The 16,918-nt window shown below is 43.7% G+C and carries 15 protein-coding genes; 2 read left to right on the forward strand and 13 right to left on the reverse strand.

Annotation, left to right across the window (positions count from 1 at the left end):
• Window position 1: 1 nt before the first annotated feature.
• The 4 genes from ADS79_RS17730 to ADS79_RS17745 form a co-directional block, all read right to left on the reverse strand.
• Window positions 2-2,107, reverse strand: coding sequence for a S9 family peptidase (locus tag ADS79_RS17730; protein ID WP_049739735.1), 2,106 nt, complete (start codon window positions 2,105-2,107; stop codon window positions 2-4).
• Between the two features lie 54 nt (window positions 2,108-2,161).
• The gene (locus tag ADS79_RS17735) at window positions 2,162-3,598 is read right to left on the reverse strand and encodes a serine hydrolase domain-containing protein (protein WP_049739736.1); all 1,437 of its coding nucleotides are present in this window, start codon (window positions 3,596-3,598) and stop codon (window positions 2,162-2,164) included.
• A gap of 45 nt (window positions 3,599-3,643) precedes the next feature.
• Complete coding sequence (locus ADS79_RS17740; RefSeq protein WP_049739737.1) at window positions 3,644-4,687, reverse strand: dipeptidase; 1,044 nt, start codon at window positions 4,685-4,687, stop codon at window positions 3,644-3,646.
• Between the two features lie 282 nt (window positions 4,688-4,969).
• A complete protein-coding gene (locus ADS79_RS17745; protein WP_049739738.1) occupies window positions 4,970-5,575 on the reverse strand; it encodes a C39 family peptidase in 606 nt (201 codons plus the stop codon).
• A 170-nt stretch (window positions 5,576-5,745) separates the two neighbouring features.
• Between ADS79_RS17745 and ADS79_RS17750 the strand changes: the two genes are divergently transcribed.
• Complete coding sequence (locus ADS79_RS17750; RefSeq protein WP_049739739.1) at window positions 5,746-6,303, forward strand: hypothetical protein; 558 nt, start codon at window positions 5,746-5,748, stop codon at window positions 6,301-6,303.
• Window positions 6,304-6,367: 64 nt separating this feature from the next.
• On the opposite strand, the gene ADS79_RS17755 is transcribed toward ADS79_RS17750, so the two are convergent.
• From ADS79_RS17755 to ADS79_RS17765, 3 genes are all read right to left on the reverse strand, one after another.
• A complete protein-coding gene (locus tag ADS79_RS17755) occupies window positions 6,368-6,925 on the reverse strand; it encodes an NADAR family protein (RefSeq protein ID WP_049741043.1) in 558 nt (185 codons plus the stop codon).
• 37 nt (window positions 6,926-6,962) lie between these two features.
• Window positions 6,963-7,706 carry a YwqG family protein gene (locus tag ADS79_RS17760; protein ID WP_049739740.1) on the reverse strand — a complete coding sequence of 248 codons (744 nt, stop codon included), beginning with the start codon at window positions 7,704-7,706 and terminating at the stop codon, window positions 6,963-6,965.
• A 1,722-nt stretch (window positions 7,707-9,428) separates the two neighbouring features.
• Complete coding sequence (locus ADS79_RS17765; RefSeq protein ID WP_049739741.1) at window positions 9,429-9,650, reverse strand: hypothetical protein; 222 nt, start codon at window positions 9,648-9,650, stop codon at window positions 9,429-9,431.
• Window positions 9,651-9,884: 234 nt separating this feature from the next.
• Between ADS79_RS17765 and ADS79_RS35345 the strand changes: the two genes are divergently transcribed.
• Window positions 9,885-10,037, forward strand: a complete 153-nt coding sequence (locus ADS79_RS35345) for a hypothetical protein (RefSeq protein WP_161807304.1) — start codon at window positions 9,885-9,887, stop codon at window positions 10,035-10,037.
• 18 nt (window positions 10,038-10,055) lie between these two features.
• Here the strand turns inward: ADS79_RS35345 and ADS79_RS17770 are convergent, their stop codons facing one another.
• From ADS79_RS17770 to ADS79_RS17795, 6 genes are all read right to left on the reverse strand, one after another.
• On the reverse strand, window positions 10,056-11,207 hold the full coding sequence (locus ADS79_RS17770) for a thiolase family protein (RefSeq protein ID WP_049739742.1): 1,152 nt from the start codon (window positions 11,205-11,207) through the stop codon (window positions 10,056-10,058).
• 78 nt (window positions 11,208-11,285) lie between these two features.
• On the reverse strand, window positions 11,286-11,897 hold the full coding sequence (locus tag ADS79_RS17775; protein WP_049739743.1) for a TetR/AcrR family transcriptional regulator: 612 nt from the start codon (window positions 11,895-11,897) through the stop codon (window positions 11,286-11,288).
• Between the two features lie 162 nt (window positions 11,898-12,059).
• Complete coding sequence (locus ADS79_RS36195) at window positions 12,060-12,392, reverse strand: site-specific integrase (RefSeq protein WP_049739744.1); 333 nt, start codon at window positions 12,390-12,392, stop codon at window positions 12,060-12,062.
• A gap of 483 nt (window positions 12,393-12,875) precedes the next feature.
• Window positions 12,876-14,318 (reverse strand): NAD-dependent succinate-semialdehyde dehydrogenase, encoded by a 1,443-nt coding sequence (locus ADS79_RS17785; RefSeq protein ID WP_049739745.1) that lies wholly within the window; start codon window positions 14,316-14,318, stop codon window positions 12,876-12,878.
• 101 nt (window positions 14,319-14,419) lie between these two features.
• Complete coding sequence (locus ADS79_RS17790; RefSeq protein ID WP_049739746.1) at window positions 14,420-15,205, reverse strand: enoyl-CoA hydratase/isomerase family protein; 786 nt, start codon at window positions 15,203-15,205, stop codon at window positions 14,420-14,422.
• Between the two features lie 398 nt (window positions 15,206-15,603).
• The gene (locus ADS79_RS17795) at window positions 15,604-16,902 is read right to left on the reverse strand and encodes an ISL3 family transposase (RefSeq protein ID WP_049739747.1); all 1,299 of its coding nucleotides are present in this window, start codon (window positions 16,900-16,902) and stop codon (window positions 15,604-15,606) included.
• Window positions 16,903-16,918: the final 16 nt, after the last annotated feature.

Raw genomic sequence — 16,918 nt, forward strand, 5'->3', positions numbered from 1 at the left:
CTCACTTTTCGTTTGCCAGAGAAGCTTGCTCTTTCGAAACAGGCAACCGAGCGTTAATGAATTCAAACATGGCTTCCAATCGCGCTTGTCGCAAGGAAGGGATTCCGTTTTGCAAAACCCCATGGCTGGAGTGTGGTATGCGAAGCAGCTCCACTTCTCCACCTTGCTTTTTAATATGCGTGTAAAACTGTTCTGCCTGTTCAAGCGGGCAGCGCAGGTCATCATCAGAATGAAGCAGCAGCAGCGGCGTTTTTACATTTTGCACATAGGCCAAAGGTGAGAACTTCCAAAGGGTTTCCAGGTCCGTCATGCCGAGGAACTCCATATCCAGAAAGTCTGGACCGATATCGCTCGTTCCGTACATGGAAATCCAGTTGGAGATGCAGCCTTCTGAAACAGCGGCAAAAAACTGATCAGTATGTGTGACGAGCCAGTTCACCATAAAGCCGCCATAGCTAAGCCCGTTAATAGCTACGCGTTCTCTGTCAATAAAATCGTATCTCTTGGCTGCTTCGTCCAGTCCATTCAAAATATCAGCCATGTCCTTGCCGCCGTAATCGCCATGGACAGAATGCGTAAACTCTGCGCCAAAGCCCGAACTGCCGCGCGGGTTTGTATAAACGACAGCGTAGCCATTTGCGGCAAACAGCTGCATTTGGTGGAAAAATGTATAGCCAAACATGGAGTGTGGGCCACCATGGATGTCCAAGAGTACCGGATATTTTTCACCTGGCTTGAGGTTTGCTGGCTTCAGCACAAACCCTTGGATTTGCCAGCCATCCTCGGAAGTATACGAAAATGCTTCCGGTAGAGAGACAGTAAGCTCAGCCAAGAGCTCATCATTGCAATCATCCAGACGCACTTCATTCTCAGGAAAAATAGCTTCATATTCGGTCGAAAACTCTTCTTTCGGTGATCTGAGCTTTCTTACCACTTCAGCTGCTTGTGAAAGCTTCACCGAAGCTATTTTTCCAGGGTGCTGCACGGTTGAGTAAGCGATAGCAACTGTCTCTTTCCCGTCATAGGAAAAATGGAAAATCGTGCGTTCTCCGCCAATAACAGTAACCGCGGGCGAATTGCGATCCTCAGTGGAAAAACGGACAATCTCGTTTTTTCCTTGGCGGGTACTCAGTGCAAAAACATAGCGACTGTCATCGGACCACTTTGGCACTGGCGTGTACCTCAGAGAGCGCATATCGGTGAAAGTGAGATCAGTCAGGGTATCGGGAAAATCATTACTTAGGCAAACCGGGTCTCCCCCACCAGCTGGAAGGACAAACATCTCTTTGTGGTCGATATTGCTTGCGACAAATGCCAGTTTTTTTGCATCTGGAGAATAAGAGAGGTACGAAACTCGGAGCCCTTTGTAGAGAAGCTCCACATCCCCTCCGTCAATCGCGACCCGATAAATTTGTCCACCAAAAGCTTGCTGTTCATTCTGGTTTGAATTGGCGATAAAAGCGATATGCTTTCCGGTTGGCGAAACAGTCGGTTCAAAAATATCGTAAGGACCGTCCGTGATCTGTGTGTGCAAACCTGTTTCGATATCAATGGCAACGATTTGACGTACAAAAGCCTTTTGCAAACCAGCAGCGTCGAGCTTGTAGTACAGTCGATCAAAGCGTTTAGGGCCGTTCACCCACTGCCTGTTTTCCTGATCGATGCGCTCATTTGCTTCTTTGGCTGTCACCTCGGCATCGTAGACCTCAATACTTGCCCCTTGTGCAACAGGGACTATTCCATAGATGGTCTTTCCGTCTGGTGCCCAAGAAATCGAGCTGATCCCTTGACAAAAACGGCTTACTTGACGTGCTTCACCACCATCTAGTGAAAGCAGCCAGAGCTGCGTTCCAAAAGCTCGGTTGGAAAGAAAGGCGATCGTCCTGCTATCCGGTGACCACACTGGGTAGATATTGCGTGTACCAGTAGAAGTTAACACACGACGTGTTTGCCCTTGTGCATCAGACAGCCAAAGCTGTGTTTCATAATCATCTGTCTTTTTTCGAACGACGGTTTTTTCGTATACAACGTGCTGACCATCTGGTGAGATTGTAGGCTTGCTCGGCCATTGGAACTTGTAAATGTCTGCTGCAGTTACTGTTCTCATTTCTCATCGCTCCCTTTTATCAACAGTTGTTGGTTACGTGACATGTGACTCGAATTAAACAGGCTGCGGCTTTGCTGCTTTCGGAATTTGGCGGAAACCAAAGCTGATGCGAATCACGTTATTATTGCTATCCCTGATATACCGAACAGTCGCTGCCGATCCTCTGCGTTTGACTAAAAAGAGGTCTTCGCCAATTGGTTTCATCAGCATTGATTGGTTATCCTCCGTTACGAGCTTGAAGGCTCCGTCTTCCTGGATAATCGTGAGCTTTGAGCCCTCATTGGAATGATATTCACCTGTAAAGTCCTCCACCCGATCAAGAGGAACCTCGTAATCGTTCTCAGGCATATGAGATGCATCAACTGCGCGATCCGCAAATGCATTGATTGCGCCGTTCATCAGTGCCGTAGCAGGTGATGCAACGAGGTTGGTGAGTACGATACCTGTGATGCCTTCTTCTGGAAGTACATGCATTTGTGCTTGAACTCCTTTGATGCTGCCGCCGTGCTCGACCAAAAGTGTGCCATGATAATCTGGGGCAATCATTAGGCCGTAGCCGTAGTAGCAACCCTGTTCGCATTGAATAAAAGGCGTCACCATCTGCTTAACACTGTCCTCTGTCAAAATCCGTGCGTTGCCAGCAAGACCGCCCGTGCGGTAAATGTCCGCGTACTTCAACATATCTCGTACAGTCGATTTGAGAAATCCAGCAGCACGCATGGCTGGTGCATCCCACCAGTTGTCTGAGAGGAACACTTCTTTCTCTCCGTCCTTGGTTTTGGCAGCATAGATAGAGGTAATCGTCGCTGACTCATCCAGCTCATTCAGCAAGAAAACACTGTCCTTCATTCCTGCTGGCTCCAGTATGTGTTCTTTCATATACGTTTCGTAAGATTTACCGCTGAGGCGTTCGATGATCACGCCAAGCATGGCATAAGATTCGTTAGAATAGCTGAATTCGGTGCCCGGAGCTCCGAGTAATTCGAAGTCCTGCTCAGCCATATAATCAAACAGTTCAGCGTACGTATCGACAGGAACGATCTTCGCAAGGCTGTATTTATCCTGCTCATTGTGTTCAAACTCAGGATCAAGCTCAATACTACGCTTCAGTGCTGCCGCCAGTGTAGACATAGGTGGCAGACCAGCCGAATGGGTCATTAAATGATGAATGGTCATTTGCTCAACCACATCGCCGACTTTTAGACGAAATTCAGGGAGGTACTTAATAACCGGATCATGGACGGACAGCTTCCCTGCTTCCTGCAGCTGCATAATAGCCATGCAGGTGAACGATTTGGTGATCGAACCGATACCAAAAATGGTATCCAGTGTTACTTCCAGCTGCTCACTAGCGTTGCGATAGCCCACACCTTTTCCATAAACAAGCTCTCCGTCTTTGGCAAGGCCAATCGCCACACCCGGTACCTTCTCTTCCAGGACCAATTTGTCAACGAATGTCTCATAGGTAGAAATCCATTTTTCGTTTGCCATGAATCGATTCCTCCATCACGGTTTTTTTATTGAAAAGCATTGCTTTTACTTCCAAACGTCCTGGTATACACGCTCAAAATTCTTTCCTAAAATTCCTTCGATCTGCTCATCTGTATATCCGCGTTCGACAAGTCCTGTCGTCAACTGAGGTACGGATTGATGTCCCTTGACCACATCAAATGGCTTACGAGGCGCATGCTTCAGGCTTTCTGGCGAGACGTATTTCATGAAGTCATCGCATAAATCAAGACCAAGACCGACATGCTCGGCCCCAACCAGCTTTGCAATATAATCAACGTGATTGAGTAACGAGTTGACATTTGCTTCCTCGTCACTGTCGGCAGTAAAGAAGTTATTTGCGTTCATTCCGATAACGCCGTTGCGTACTGCGAGTGCTTTAATCTGCTCGTCGGTCAGATTGCGCATGGAATTCGCGAGACTGCGGCAATTGGAATGAGACGCAATCACCGGCTTTTTCGCGATCTCCATCACATCCCAGAAGCCTTCATCATTGAGGTGACTTACATCGATAATCATCCCCATGGCTTCTGCTTCTTCAATTAAGCGCACACCGAAATCTGTAATTCCTCCCTTTTTCCCCTCGCGAACGGGAGAAAAAAAGCTGCCATCCCCGACGTAATTGCGTCTGCTCCACACGAGTCCAAGCAGCCTCACACCCAGCTCATAAAAAATTCGCAGCAGACTTAGATCATTTGAAAGCGGTTCCGCGCCTTCCAATGACAAAATAAAAGCGACCTTTCCTTGCTCTCTTGCAGTGTTGAGGTCCTCCATTGTTTTACACAGCATGATTTTGTCAGAGGACTCTAAAGCTTCCTCATGCATGGCGCTAATTTGATTCAATGCCTTGCGCAGACCCATTTCCGGTAAAAACTCGTTGTCTACAAAGATAGCGGCAACAATCGTTTTGACACCGCCTTGTTCAAATGCAGGCAGATAATCTGTCTCGATCACCCGTTTTCGTCCTCGTGATCGCTGAATCTCCACATCCATCAACAGATCAAAATGCCCATCAATGATTTGAGCAGCACGTTGTAGCTGCTGTACCCGTTCCGCGGCCTGCACTCCCATTCCCCTATCCCTCATTCCCCTTGTAAAAATTCCGCCTAGGCGGCTTCACAATCCCTCTATGAAGTGTAAACTTCTTTATGATCTAATATCAGAAGTTTATGCTCTAATTCCAATATTATATTTTTTCCCCCACCTTTTTCAAGACACAAGATTTATAATTTTCTTGAAAATATGATCATCTTGCATGCAGATCAACTTCCAAGCTGAATTTGCATAGAATAAGCCTGTTCAAACACGAAAGGCGAAGTGTTCGACAGGCTTATAAAATAACTTGGCTACCTTTTAAGAAACCTTGATTAATACTCCACGGTTGGCATAAAAACGTGAAAAGTCTTCAAGACTTGCATGAACATTTTCCTGACTAGCGGCTGTATGTCCGGAAGGATTGTGAAAAATGACTTCCCGCTGACGGTCATCCTTGTCAAATACGTACACAAGATGTCCCCCTTGCTTTGGTGGCGTCACCTCTGGAGTACGGATACTGGGATGAACAGAAGCGAGATACACATAGCCATGACCGAGCAAGTCGTATATTTCTTCGATTGGCGTATGCTCCTTTACCTCAGCGTGAAGGGAAAACTTCTCTCCGATATAAGTAACGAATGGGCGATAAATCAAGCCCTTAATAGAACCGTCCTCGGTGATTGTGTATCCTCCGTATTCTTGGCACCGCTTGGTCAGCTCAATCGTAGGAATCGTGATATTGCGCCACTGTGCAAGCAGCATTTTCAGACATGCCATTCCGCAAATATGGGAACACCACCGCGCATATTCATTCTGATCCGCTGCACCCGATGTTTGCCAGGAAGGATCATCTGCAGGATGCCGTTTCCCTGATAAAAAATCCGGTATGAACTCGCGCGACTCAAATTGTCCAAAATAGTGCATGGCAACGACCCTCCCGTTTCTATCATCTACTCACGTTTCCCAAATCCTATCACGCAGCGCTTGCGAGATTCAATACACATCTACAGAAAGTAGTATTCATGAATGAATGAATGGGAATGAATGAAAAAATGACAAAAATTGTATATGATAACTAGAAGAGGTGATCCCACATGAAAAAAAGCATAACAAGCATATGTGCCATACTCTTGCTCTTTGGCACAAGTGCTTGTAGTTCTGTAACCAATCAAGAAGCTGAAACGCCAACCACTCAGACCCAGGTAGTACAACATCCGACAGAGCAACAAAACGATTCAGAAAGCACTGGTAAACAGAATCAATCAGAAAGTCAGAAAAAAATCTCCAATTATTTGGAGACAGAATGCCAAAAAGCATTTTCTCCGTACTATCAGCTCCTGGAATACCAAATGACAGATTATCAGGAGACAACAGTGAACGGGAGTGTTGAAGCAACTTTTGCGTATAAGTTGATATACAAAAACTATGAGAAAGATCCTGACACCGTTGATTACATTAAAGAAGCAAAGGCAAATGGCGATCCTCGTTACCAGCAGCTATACAAAGAGTATGGTCAGCCAAAAGAAATGAATTTCGAACTAAAGGCCGTTCTCGATCCTGCCAGCTCCATCTCCCTTTATAGCAATACGAGTCCAAAGGGTGCTCCCAAATGGGAAAGCGTCGTTATGACTGATTATATTTTGAGCAAATAGATTCAAACTTGGCATCCGTCAGAAGCAGCTGCCACCCTGCTCTCGCACACTTATACTTTTTGCATTAAGCTCGTGTGCGCAGCTGCGCTCTTACGGCCATCAGGGCAAAGCCCAGAAGGTTTTCACCTCGCCACCGTTCTGGCTGCTCAGCGTGTGGGTGATCTTGAGCCATTCCGATGCCCCATACGCGATCATAGGGGCTCGCTTCTACGATGATCCGATCTCCTGTTCCCAAAAGATATTCCAGCAATTCAGGATGCTGGCTGAATTTTAACAGATTTGCCTGACGTACTATCGACGTCTTGTTTTCATCCCAAACACGCTCATGAAATGAATGAACCCGACGACCAAGTACCTTGGCTTGTTTCGGATGACCAGCTTTCAATATCTCATCGCGGATGGTAAGATCACCGAACAGCTCCGCTTTTTTCGCCATCATATAATGCTCAGCCGTGCGGTACGTCGTATCGTCCTCAACAAAAGCAGCAGGATACCATTGGCTGAAGCAGGTTTTATCGATCACATCCGTGTTCTTTTTGGTGTTGCCCCAAAAGAATACATATTTCAATCGCGTATGATTCGATGCTTTGATCAGCATCTGAACATCTTGTATCAGTTCCATTTCCCCTACACCTCGTTCTTTCATCTTCTTTTCCTTTTTATAGACAATCCCAGGTGTATTCTACGTTTGAGAAATCCAGGCGAACCAAGTCTTCCTGGCGTATGAAGAAGTTGGCTACACCACTATCTCCCCATGAAACATAATAATCTTTGTGGTCGCCTTCCATATCCAGCTGAAAGAGGAGGACCGAATCACTTGCTCTCGGATCATCTTGCGTGAAGTATGGATAGCCGCCAATTCGTGATCCACTGGCATCAGATAGATCCCAATATTTTGAGTAAGCAGCTTCGTCTTGATCAGGAGGGAGTTGAAAATTGTCCGACAGGCAATTCTTATAAGGGATCAGCTGCGTCTCCAGTTTCCCGCATAGCTTGTAAGGACCACCCAGAACCGGACTATACAACTCAGGGTCTTCTGGCTGAAACGGATCGATATCTGGCGAGTCGGTCACTTCTTCAAAATGAAAGACATGAAAGGATTGGTCGAGCACGCCAAAGACATCATCCTGCTTCACAAAAAAACTGGTCAATCCACGTGAAGGGAAGTCCTCCAATGGTGGCATTTGCGCCCAATTTATTTGTGCTATAAACAAATAATCAGTTCCATCCTCATCCTTTGGAATCTGAACCATCGGTGGCAGCCACGGCTTGCCGCCAACCTTGCTATCCGTCATTCGCGTCTGTTCTTTGGAGAGAGTCAGCTTGATGGATGATCTGGCGGAATTCTGAATGTATGTCAAAAACTCTGATGTCCATTGGTTGTTCGCATCTACATACTTCATCTTCTATTCACCTCAATGTGTAGCTATGCACATCGTAAGGATTTGTTAAAATATACAAAACTATTTTAACGGAATCACCTACCCATTCGCAAATTTCCTTTTTCTGGTATTCCGGTTTGTCACAGACATACAAAACAGCCACCTCAATAGACGGCTGTTTTGTTTATCAATCTTTCGTTCCCTCGCCATGTACAGTTTCCTCGTTGTGATAAGACATAATTAATCGGACATATTGACTGTAGGAGCCAATAAAATAGATAGCTAAATGACATATTTAACCGGACTCAATTTACAAATGCCGCCCTATTTTCAGTATTTGACATAATTACTCGGAAAAAATAATCCCCATGAAAAACCTTCACTTTTTAAGATTGTATACTTATGCAACTCGGTAGTATTTGCTGACACCGTGCATCAGTTAATACAAGAATAAGAAGTATTAGACGTTCTTAGCGCGGTGATAAAATAAATCACAGGACCATCTCCTCATATAGAAAAAAGAGTTGGTCTGCTAAAGTAATTTTCCGCAGCACGTTTTGTATTTCAAACTCTCTACGATCATGTGGTAACAGGAAGCTCTAGTGTGTCTTATCCGCTATGATCACCCGGGATGTTTATTGTTTCTTTAAATAGCAATGAAGGCTTCATTTAAGTTAAAATAAATCCTTTTGATTCTGCTGATCTGGGAGGATTCTAACATCGAGTTAATCTTTTGTTTCCGCCACGCCCTATTTTTCAACAATTACCATTATGTATAATAATGGTAATTGTTTCTAGTTTGTGATTAAGTCTAAGTAAACCCCTGCTGTGGAAGAGTACAGCGACACAAAAATACTTCTTTACTTTTATTACTGAACCTTAAATACCGAATGTAAAATATGCTATATATTAATTTAAGTAAGTGCTTATGAGGGTCTAGTATCGAAACGCCGGCGATGACTCGAGATGACTCGATCAGAAAACCAACTAATCAGAAAAGTGTCCTTTTCGGAATAGTTGAAAGCAAAGAACTTTTCTTCTCAAACGCTCAACAAGACTTACAGACTAATTGCAGCTATCAGATCAGCGCACTTCTCTCCTGTGACAAAATATCTCTCTCAGGAGGTAATTTCTGAAGTAAGTAAGGCCTTTTTACTTATGGTTCGATAAACCCAAATCATAACTAGATTGGTGAAGTGTCGAGTGACACAAACATGTATACTTCATTGTTTTGTGACGCAAACAAGTATACTAAACCGAGATTTTGGTAACCTTGTTTGTGTCACAAAATTTAGCATTGATCAAGCACGTAAAGATTTGACACATGATCATTAGCTTAGCTACTAGTTAGGTATTAACACAATTTTTAACGATAATAATTCACCAAATGAAAAAACCTCAGTTACCTGAGACGTTTCAAAACACATCCCTGACGATTGAGGTTTTCTCAAAATTACTTTCAGTTCATGAAATGGCTCTTTTATGAACTGAGATCAACACTTTTACTATTCAGTTTACATAACGTTAAATCTGATTAAATTTTGCCTCTTCATCTTCATAAGAGCCTTATACTGTGAAACGATTAACATTATTTTGTTCCTAACCATCATAAATTGCACCTCTAGCCTTCGGTGCGATGCTCACCGTAATCGGTTATTTGACTCTTGATTATTTCGTCCAAAAGACGGGAACTTCCATTGTCGGATATGAATGGATTCCCGCATTCAGCATGATAGGACTTGGTCAAGGGTTCATAGCCGCTCCGTTGGCGAATACGATACTTGCCAAAATCCGAAAAAGCAACATTGGCTCTGCTTCCGGAATCGTATTATTCGGAATACGCACATTCCAGCGATCCGACTGACGTTCCGGCCATTTGCCAATCGAATACAACTGCTCCTGAAGTAAAACACTTGTTTGCTGAAAGCATTTCACTTGCAAACAAGTAAAATTATGCCAATTCATTTCTTCTCAGCATCTATGCACTGGCTGGTTTCTTGGCCATTATTATTCTGCTCACATTCTGTTTATCCAGAAAAAAAACTAAACTACCTAAAAGGGTCAGCAAGGTTCCTTAGATTATTTTCCAATGATTTGAACGAAATATAATTACCTCACTTGCCCAAGATTCAAAAAAGAATTCTGGTCAAGTGAGGTAATTCGAGAGACAAGACATTCTAGACGGGATTATGTCAGCTGGTGTACCTGTGTTACCTATGTCGCAGATGTCACGCTACCCCATCGGCAGAAGTGGCGAGAAAAGCATTCGCGTTTTCCTCTGCCAAGACGCTCATCGACCATCTGGCTGGCCTGATGATGTTCGTTGCGAGTCTGCTGATCATCATCCGTTAAAGCGATTTGCCCAACTACTCATGCCTCACGTTCAATGATCGTAGCGACTGCCATTCCGTGCATAATACAGAGAGTGGCCAAACCGTACCGCGCCTCACGTTTTTCCAGCTCATGCAGCAGCGTCGTGATCAGACGCGCTCCGCTCGCACCCAACGGATGGCCGATGGCGATGGCCCCGCCATTGACGTTCACCTTGTCAGGATCAGGCTTGATCTCCTTTTCCCACGCCAAGACGACGGAAGCAAACGCCTCATTCACTTCAAATAGGTCGATATCATTAAGCGCTAGATTCGCCTTTTTCATCACTTTTTGGGTGGCGGGAATCACGCCGGTTAACATGATCGTCGGGTCGACTCCGGCAACCGCAGTGGCCACAATCCGGGCCCGCGGTTTGTAACCCAATTGCTCCGCCTTTTGCCGGGACATCAGGAGTACCGCAGATGCACCATCGTTAATCGGGCTTGCATTTCCTGCTGTGATGATCCCGTCCGAAAGAAAAGCCGGTTGCAGCGCTGCCATTTTTTCAAGCGATGTCACGCGCGGGGTTTCATCTACCTGAAAATCAATCATTGTGCTCTCTAGATATGGAACGCGCACCGGTACGATCTCATCGACAAATCGGTTGGCGGCCTGGGCTTTTAACGCCTTTTCATGGCTCCTCAAGGAGTACGCATCCAAGTCCAGACGTGAAAGTCCCCATTTCTGCGCGATTCGCTCAGCCGAAATGCCTTGGGGGATCATCTCATACCGATCGGACAGCTTCGGGTTCCAAGCCTTGACATCGCTGCCCATCTTGACCCGATTCATGCTTTCAACGCCCGCTGCAATGACTACATCGCTCATCCCAGCCATGATTTCGTGAGCGGCCTGATTGAGCGTTTCCAGGCTGGAACCGCATGCCCGGTTGGACGTGACGCCGCAGACCTCAACCGGAAAACCTGCGAGCAGCAAAGCTAATCGTGCAATGTTTCCGCCCTGTTCCCCGACCTGTGTTACACACCCCATCTTGACGTCCCCCACAAGCGAAGGGTCCAAGTGATTGCGCTCGACCAATCGCTGCAACACTTGTGCGGCAAGCTCATCAGGACGTATATGACTCAACGTCCCATTCTTTTTCCCCATCGGTGAACGGACAGCATCTACAATGACTGCATCATTGCCAGATTTCATAATATTACCTCCAGAAAATGATTTACAAGACCGATCGGTCTGTTTTTTGTATAGAAAAAAGGCCGCTTTCGGCTTCTTCTAATTTTTGCTGGGCAAACCTAATTCTGCTGTCAAAAAGAATTGTACATGCTGCATAGCGCGTTCCATGTGCACCTGATTGCCGTAAAGCTTGCTCAACATCAGTGCCCCTTCCAGCGTGGAAATCATGATGGTCGCGACGAACTCGGGATCGGCGCCTTTCCGAACCTCCCCCATCTCGATACCCAAGCGGACAAACCTAGCGATCAGCTCGAAAAGTTCGTCCATCGCCGCACAGACTTTTTCCCGTAGGATTGGGTCTGCATCATCCGCCTCAATCGCTGCGTTCATAAGTGGACATCCACCAGGCAGCAACTCATTTTTGGAATGCCGTTTAAAGACAGAGGCGATCGAAAGCAGCCGTTCCATACATCCTTTTTTGCCCGCCAGCGCTTCAGAAAAAAAGTGACCCATCATCTCGATGGAATAGGAAAAAGCGCTCAGCATCAGCTCTTCCTTGCTTTCGAAATGATTGTAGATCCCCCCTTTTTTCAAGCCGGTTTCGTGCATGATGCCGGATATGGAGGATGCCATGTAGCCTTGGCTGTTAAACAGCTTCGATGCCTTTTGCACGATCAGCGCTTTAGTGTGTTCTCCCTTACGATTAGCCATGAATCTGTTTGCCTCCGTTGGAAAAGATCGTTCGTTGTGAGTTTTGAGACCGATCGGTTTGATTTCATTATATATGTGGGTTGAATCATTGCATAGTGGCAAAAATGTAATTCATGTTTGGTATGATGTCGTCGAATTTTCACTTTGTTATATTCCTGAAATTTAGATATCATGTGCTTCATTTATGAACTTTTCTAGTTTTGGTTCTCTTAACTTAGCCGTAGGATTTTTAATAATATGTCCTTCTTCAAATGCAAAACGAAACAGGGATCGTATAAACCGAATACGATGTCCGAAGCTACTTGGCTTTAACCGTTCCGACTGCTTTGCTAAGTATTCTTTCAGCAAGTCCAATGTCACTTCTCCGATATTTAAGTTGCCAATCTCGCGAGTTAGTACCTTAAACTGAAGGGAATACGCTTTTAAAGTGTGCGGACTAAAACCCAGAATTCGTTTATTGGCCTCATACAACGTCCAGATATCAGTCACTTTCATAAAACAAAACCCCTCCCAAGGAAAATTACTATTTGCTTCACTATGTTTGGGAGGGATTAATACGTATTTTCGAACTAATTTGTTGAACTAGTGTACCCGTTAGCGTAATCTATTTATCCATTGCATCATTTGTGTACGGTTCCACTGATTGATTCTTACCGTATAACTCATTTAAATGCTCGACATGAGCTACTCCCCAAACATTTAGCGCCTGCAAAATGGTTACCATACCTTTACCGTATTCTGTGATGGAGTATTGCCGCTGTTTTATTAAGCTAACTCGACTTCGTTAGTTGAGAAATCGCATGACACCGACTCAATTTCAACTTCAACTTCGCTCCGTCCTCTCGGTCTGCCCCGGTGCTGGTCCCAACAATGATGTTTTGGCGAGCACAGAGCGATCATTTATCAAGAGATTCAATAATACGTTGTTTCACCCATACATGTGTAAACTCTCAACTGCAAATGTTAATTCTTACTCTTTTATACTCCATAAGAAACTAATTTTGTTTCGAGGAATCCTTCAATCCCCCATTTTCCGCCTTCACGTCCGAGACCACTATTTTTTATTCCGCCAAATGGTGCTTGTGTTTGCGGAGGAACAGAATCGTTGACACCAATAATCCCATATTCTAATTTTTCTGGAAAGGTTAAGCATCGTTTAACATTTTGTGAAAAAATATAAGCTGCTAACCCATAATCACTGTTATTTGCCATGTTAATAACTTCTTCATCATCTGTAAACGTAACAATTGGAACGACAGGACCAAATGTTTCTTCTGTAAAAATTTTCATTTTTGAGCTTACGTCCGCTAGAACAGTAGGGGCGCAAAAGTAGCCATCATCATAATCCTCACCTGTTAAACGGTGTCCACCAATTATGATGGAAGCTCCTTTTTGCTTTGCGTCTTCGATTTGATTTAATACTTTATTTAATCCGGCTTCGTTTACTAAAGGTCCAATTTCCGTTTCAGCATTACGACCATCCCCAACAACGATCCTCTCAATTCGTGTAACCAGTTTTTTCGTGAACTCATCAGCAATACTCTCATGAACATAAAGTCGATTTGTACTGATACAAGTTTGTCCTGCATTGAGGAATTTGCTTTCTACTAAACCTTTTACGGCTAAATCAATATTTGCATCCTCAAAAACGATAAATGGTGCATGACCTCCAAGCTCTAAAGAAACGCGTTTAACTTGATTAGCAGCTTGTTGATATAGCAACTTTCCGACTCTTGTAGATCCTGTAAAAGTTATCTTTTTTACCATTTTGTTTTCCATAAATTCTTTTCCAACCTCTGTTGGTTCACCTAGTACAACGTTTGCAACACCTTTAGGAAATCCAGCCTCCTCTATGAGCTCAAATATGCGGATTGCACTTAATGGTGATAGCTCAGAAGGTTTTAAAATGACAGTACATCCTGCAGCAAGAGCCGGTGCAAGTTTTCTTGCAACCATACTAATTGGAAAATTCCAAGGAGTTATAGCCGCTGTAACACCAACTGGAGCCTTAACCACATGTAACCTTTTGTTTGCGAAGGTGGAAGGTATTGTTTCACCATACACCCTCTTTGCTTCTTCAGCGTACCAATTGAAATTGTCTGCAGCACTTAATACTTCGACGACTCCTTCTTTAATAGGCTTACCCATTTCTGACGCCATGATTGTTGCCAGCTCATCACGATTTTCAGCAATTAAAGTACCTAGTTTTGATAAGTATTTTGCACGTACTTTTGCGGTAGCAGTTGCCCATTCTTTGAATGCATCGTTTGCAGATTCAATTGCTCTTCGTGTTTCTTCTCGACCTCCAAAAGTTATTTCACCTACAACTTCTCTTGCAGCGGGATTATATATGTTTATTGTTTTGTTTGATTTTGCCTCAATCCATTCACCGTTAATGTACATTCTTTTTACTCTTGGCATCCAATTCTCTCCTTTTAGACGAATCGTTATTATAATGAAGAAAACACTCACTGATGAGCGTTTTCTTCTCAATTTTCTAACTTTTATTATTCGTTACTATTCTATCTCCCTTTATATTCCGGTTTGGTTTTTTCAATAAAAGCTTTTGTTCCCGTTCTATAGTCTTCTGTTGATGCAATTAATCCAAAAAAATCGGCCCCGAGGTGTGCAGATTCTTCTAGTGTTACATTTAGCCCGCGGTGAAGGGCTTCCCACGTTAGTGTAACGGCTATTGGTGATTGAGCTAAGATTTCTTGTAATAAGTTCTCGGCTTCAGGTAATAAATTCTCAGGTTCCACCACCCTATTTATAAGACCGAACGTATATGCCTCTTCTGCACTTATAGAGTTTCCTGTTAGTAATAACTCAGCAGCACGACCTTTTCCCACTAATCTTGGTAATCGAGTAGTTCCGCCAAATCCAGCTACCGCACCAATACGAACTTCAGGATGACCAATTCTAGCATGGTTGACAGCAATTCTAAGCATACAAGATTCGGCTATTTCAAGACCGCCACCTAATGCAGATCCGTTAAGGGCAGCTACTACTACCTTACCTAAGGATTCAATTTTACTAGTGACTTCAACAGCTAGTTTTGCAAAATCTCTTACCTCAAGAGGGGTAGCGGAATTAAGGAATTTAATATCAGCACCAGCAGAAAATACTTTTTCTCCTGTACCTGTTATAATAACCGCCTTTACTTCTTGGTCTTTTTTTGCTTTTTCTAATGCAACTGAAAGCTTTTCAAGCATTTCTCGGTTTAAAGCATTTAATGATTCAGGTCTATTTAGCGCAATGGTTGCAATACTATTTTTAATCGAATAAAGAACGACATCATTGTGTGACATAATACATCTCCCCATTCTTCTGTAAGGATACAGGAACTAAACGGTACTAATTTAATCTCGAATATAAAATCACCTCTTCTTATAAAATTTTTCACTTGATAAGTATCGAGAACTCTCGGTGTTTTAGAAACACTCAGTACTATTTAAGGCTATAAAAAATGGGTTATGGATAATCCTGGTGTATGATTAGAAATATATAGTACTAATAATCCGGAGTCAATACCCCTTTAGACAAAAAATTTGTACTATTCCATTTACCTTTGAGGGGAATTTCTCTGAGAAGCGGAAAGCAGGAGATGGAAAATTACTAATTATTAGGGATGAACATTACTAAACAAATCGGTCATGACCGTTTTTCACAGAAAAAAAGGTACTCGGAAATTATAGTGGAAAAGGGCTTATAATTCGCCCTTCTCCAATTTTTCAATCAAGGTAGAAATGTAGATACCACGAAGTTGTTCGCCACGCTCACGAACCACACCGACAGGAGGCGTAATATCGAACATCGGGAAGTTGTAATCTCGGAGTTCGTAGTCATCCATACGCTTTTGAAAGAGAATTTTGGCTCGCAGGGCATCGAATGAATAGCCCCTACCCAAACGGTTAATGACAGGGATAAGGCTTTTCAGAGACTCCGTATAAGCGTTAGTAATGCGGTGGTCGAAGTAAGCGAATATCTCTTCGTCCCAATTCATCATGGCCTTTATAAGAGGCTCAAAAGCGGATTGGAGTTCCTTCGGTATTTTGGCTTTCCAATCGTTATATTTGATGAATGCCTTTTGTCTTGAATCGCAATCCCAAATATCGAAGAATGATTCCTTTAAGTTATACGCAATACCGAGAGTTGGGTGATTCTTCGTCCATAGATCAAGCGTTATTTTATCCATCTCTGTAAGCTCTTTATGGCGTTTCAGAAGGATAAATCGGTCGTGCATGAGCCCACGCCGTTCCGTTGGTGATAAATCCTCTCTTATCTGTTTACGGATGGTTTCTAACGCTTGGTTCGCCATACAGACAACGTGAAACTTATCGACGATGATAGTAGCCTTTGGCAATACAGCCTTCACAGCGTCTTTATACGGTTTCCACATATCCATCGTGAAATACTGTATTCGCCCTTTGTTCGGAAGTTGTGAGAGATATCCAACAACTGTTTCCTTATTTCGATTAGGAAGAATGTCCAGTAATATTCGTTCTTCAATGTTGGTTAATACGCAACGAGGCTTGATTATATGAATTTCATCTATGCCAAGCCAATTAGGTGTCACAAACCGAAATGTTTCTTCGAGGTGGTTAATGTAATCGCGAAAGATATTGCGGATCGTCTTTTCGTTAAGCCCCACTTCTTCTGAAATACTGACGAATGTACGCTTAAGGCTTTGCTTCTCTACGTAGTATAACAAACGCTTTGTACAGTTCCGCTTTGCGTCAATCGTGTGGTCCAAGCGTTCCCAAAAGGTTTGAGAGCATTCACGACAACGATACCTCTGACGCTTTATAAGAAGCTCTACATGCTTGCCGTGAATAGGTAAGTCCATACAAACATGTTCCCTGGTACCGTGCTTATAGAGGTTTGCATTGCATCCACAATGAGGGCAAGCTGAAGGTGGAGAGTTCGTCACCACTTGTATTAGAAAATCGTGTTCATTCTCACTAATACTTAGGATGTTGAATTTTGGAAGATTTAGAATATCCATTCGAATTTCTTCTATG

It is taken from the genome of Brevibacillus reuszeri, assembly GCF_001187725.1.
GTDB lineage: Bacteria > Bacillota > Bacilli > Brevibacillales > Brevibacillaceae > Brevibacillus > Brevibacillus reuszeri.

Excerpts from the sequence above, each read along its gene's own strand:
- ADS79_RS17730 (WP_049739735.1), bottom strand. The coding sequence starts at position 2,107 with ATGAGAACAGTAACTGCAGCAGACATTTACAAGTTCCAATGGCCGAGC.
- ADS79_RS17735 (WP_049739736.1), bottom strand. The coding sequence starts at position 3,598 with ATGGCAAACGAAAAATGGATTTCTACCTATGAGACATTCGTTGACAAA.
- ADS79_RS17740 (WP_049739737.1), bottom strand. The coding sequence starts at position 4,687 with ATGGGAGTGCAGGCCGCGGAACGGGTACAGCAGCTACAACGTGCTGCT.
- ADS79_RS17745 (WP_049739738.1), bottom strand. The coding sequence starts at position 5,575 with ATGCACTATTTTGGACAATTTGAGTCGCGCGAGTTCATACCGGATTTT.
- ADS79_RS17750 (WP_049739739.1), top strand. The coding sequence starts at position 5,746 with ATGAAAAAAAGCATAACAAGCATATGTGCCATACTCTTGCTCTTTGGC.
- ADS79_RS17755 (WP_049741043.1), bottom strand. The coding sequence starts at position 6,925 with ATGGAACTGATACAAGATGTTCAGATGCTGATCAAAGCATCGAATCAT.
- ADS79_RS17760 (WP_049739740.1), bottom strand. The coding sequence starts at position 7,706 with ATGAAGTATGTAGATGCGAACAACCAATGGACATCAGAGTTTTTGACA.
- ADS79_RS17765 (WP_049739741.1), bottom strand. The coding sequence starts at position 9,650 with ATGAATTGGCATAATTTTACTTGTTTGCAAGTGAAATGCTTTCAGCAA.
- ADS79_RS17770 (WP_049739742.1), bottom strand. The coding sequence starts at position 11,207 with ATGAAATCTGGCAATGATGCAGTCATTGTAGATGCTGTCCGTTCACCG.
- ADS79_RS17775 (WP_049739743.1), bottom strand. The coding sequence starts at position 11,897 with ATGGCTAATCGTAAGGGAGAACACACTAAAGCGCTGATCGTGCAAAAG.
- ADS79_RS36195 (WP_049739744.1), bottom strand. The coding sequence starts at position 12,392 with ATGAAAGTGACTGATATCTGGACGTTGTATGAGGCCAATAAACGAATT.
- ADS79_RS17785 (WP_049739745.1), bottom strand. The coding sequence starts at position 14,318 with ATGCCAAGAGTAAAAAGAATGTACATTAACGGTGAATGGATTGAGGCA.
- ADS79_RS17790 (WP_049739746.1), bottom strand. The coding sequence starts at position 15,205 with ATGTCACACAATGATGTCGTTCTTTATTCGATTAAAAATAGTATTGCA.
- ADS79_RS17795 (WP_049739747.1), bottom strand. The coding sequence starts at position 16,902 with ATGGATATTCTAAATCTTCCAAAATTCAACATCCTAAGTATTAGTGAG.